Below are 2266 nucleotides of genomic sequence, written 5' to 3' on the forward strand. Positions count from 1 at the left end.
AGCCCGCCTCGACGTCGGCCTCGGCCTGTTCATGCGTCGCGGTGAGTGCTTCGGGCTGGAGAGCCGGGTGGCCAGGGAAATGAGGGAAGAAAACACGCGGGCAAAGGGGTCAGCCGTCGCGGCCGTTTCGTACGCTGCGTTCATCGGGCTCTCGCCTTCGGACAGTGGCGATCTGGTTGGCACCATCGACGCTAGGGACGAGAGCCCGGCCCCACACCGGCGCGACGCCGCTCGTCGGCCGCGGCTTCCCGCTCCGGCGCACCCGCGCCCGCCCGTCGCGCGCCACCCCACGCGAACAGGCCCGGCTCGTCCTCGGCCAGCCAGCCCCGCTCCACCAGCCGTTTCAGCTTCGAACGGAACCCCTCCACCTTGTTCTTGTCCGTCGACAACCCCAGCGCGGCGCACAGATGATGCGCCCGCATCGGACGCACCGCGTCCTGCAACACCTCGACGACGTCCCGGTACGAGCGCGGCAGCACATCCGCCTCAACCCCCGGCTCCCACTGCGGCACCAGCCGCACCCCGACCGGAGATCCCGCCCGGCTCCCCTCCACCGACACCGGGACTTCCCCCGCGGCCCCGTCCACGGACACCGTCACCGCCCCCTCGCCGGAAAGGATCTCCGTCATCGTCTCCCGGGTGATCTCCAGCCGGGACAACACCGTCTCCCGGTCAGCAAGACGCCTGGTCAACTCTTCGATCTGGGACCACAGTTCGGCGATTCCCTCCCGCGCGGCAGCCTCCCGCCGATCGAGCTCCTCCAGCCACGACACCATCGCCGCCTCCAAGACCACGTCTCAGGACACGACGATCCGCCGTCCGCGCACGAACGGCAACGGCGCACGGCATCACCAGCTCACTGAGGAAGAGCCGCACCCTTCCCGGTTGGCCGTATTCGGTGATCTGCGCGCTGGAAGCAGGCCGCAGCTCCTGGACCGCGCCGCTGGACGCCCTGCGTCTCGCGCCGGGGACGACGCCGCCACCGTCACCGCCCGGCAGATGCGCGAGCTCATCGAGCGGCTGATGGACGCCGGGCAGTGGAAGGACGGCGACCCGGACATCCTCATCGTGGTGGACGCCGGATACGACGTGCCCCGCCTGGCCCACCTGCTCAAGGACCTGCCGGTGCAGGTGCTGGGCCGGATGCGCTCGGACCGTGTCCTGCGCCGGACGGCACCGCCCCGCGAACCGGGCACCTGGGGCCGTCCGCCCCGTCACGGCAGCGAGTTCGTCTTCGGCGACCCGGCCACCTGGAACACCCCCGACGCGGCGGCCCTGACCCGGTCCCGTCTCTACGGCACCGCCACCGCACGAGCCTGGGACCGGCTCCACCCAAGACTCACCCACCGCTCCGCGTGGGTGTCCCAGCTGGGCGTTTTGCCGGTCATCGAGGGCACTGTGATCCGTCTGCAGGTCGAGTACCTGCCCAGCGGCGCGACCCCGAAGCCGGTGTGGTTGTGGTGGTCGGGCACCGACGCGACCGCCACCCAGGTCGACCTGCTCTGGCAGGCCTTTCTGCGGCGCTTCGACATCGAGCACACTTTCCGGCTGTTCAAGCAGACGCTGGGCTGGACCTGCCCGAAAGTCCGCACTCCTGAGGCGGCTGACCGGTGGACCTGGCTGATCCTCGCCGTCCACACCCAGTTGCGGCTGGCCCGACCGCTGGCGGCCGACCTGCGCCGGCCGTGGGAGAAGCCGAGCCCGCCGAACAGGCTCACCGCGGCCCGCGTCCGCCGCGATTTTCGGCACTTGCGTCCGCAGGCCGCCTGCCCAGCCAGAGCACCGAAACCGTCCCAGCCCGGCCCGGGACGACCACCCGGCCGCAAGAACACCCGGCCCACCCCGCGTTACGACGTGCACACAGTCCGCAAACCAGACACCGGGAAACAACGAACGATGAAGTCAACGACTCCACGACCCCGCCGCGCAGGTTAAAGATCAAGCTAAGGGCATCAGCGGAACGTGCCGACGCCACCGTCGACATGCAAAGTGCGCCCGGTGACGTAGGACGACTCGGGACCGGCGAGAAACAGGACCACGCCGCCGATGTCGGTGCCGGCGTCACCGAACCGGCGCAATGTGGGTCTCTCGATCATCCTCTCGTCGAACCGGTTCGGATCGCTCGTGGCCACCGGGCAGATCACGGCAGCGCCCCCGTCCCGCAGTGCCCCTGGAGCCCACTGTCATGGGCGTCGGTCAGCCGCATGGCCGGGGACGGCTTTTTCGCGATGCTGTCGTGATCCGGTGGGGATCACGCGGGAAGCGG

At 70.1% G+C, this 2266-nt stretch carries 2 protein-coding genes and 1 pseudogene; 1 reads left to right on the plus strand and 2 read right to left on the minus strand.

What is annotated here, in order from left to right:
* Window positions 1-191: 191 nt before the first annotated feature.
* The gene (locus ALMP_RS32965; protein ID WP_264935128.1) at window positions 192-776 is read right to left on the minus strand and encodes a hypothetical protein; all 585 of its coding nucleotides are present in this window, start codon (window positions 774-776) and stop codon (window positions 192-194) included.
* A gap of 101 nt (window positions 777-877) precedes the next feature.
* On the opposite strand from ALMP_RS32965, the pseudogene ALMP_RS32970 reads away from it, so the two are divergent.
* A pseudogene (locus tag ALMP_RS32970) lies at window positions 878-1935 on the plus strand (transposase); the annotation flags it as partial.
* A 17-nt stretch (window positions 1936-1952) separates the two neighbouring features.
* Here the strand turns inward: ALMP_RS32970 and ALMP_RS32975 are convergent.
* On the minus strand, window positions 1953-2144 hold the full coding sequence (locus tag ALMP_RS32975) for an SDR family oxidoreductase (protein WP_264935130.1): 192 nt from the start codon (window positions 2142-2144) through the stop codon (window positions 1953-1955).
* Between the last annotated feature and the right edge of the window lie 122 nt (window positions 2145-2266).

It is taken from the genome of Streptomyces sp. A012304 (assembly GCF_026008495.1).
Classification (GTDB): Bacteria; Actinomycetota; Actinomycetes; order Streptomycetales; family Streptomycetaceae; genus Streptomyces.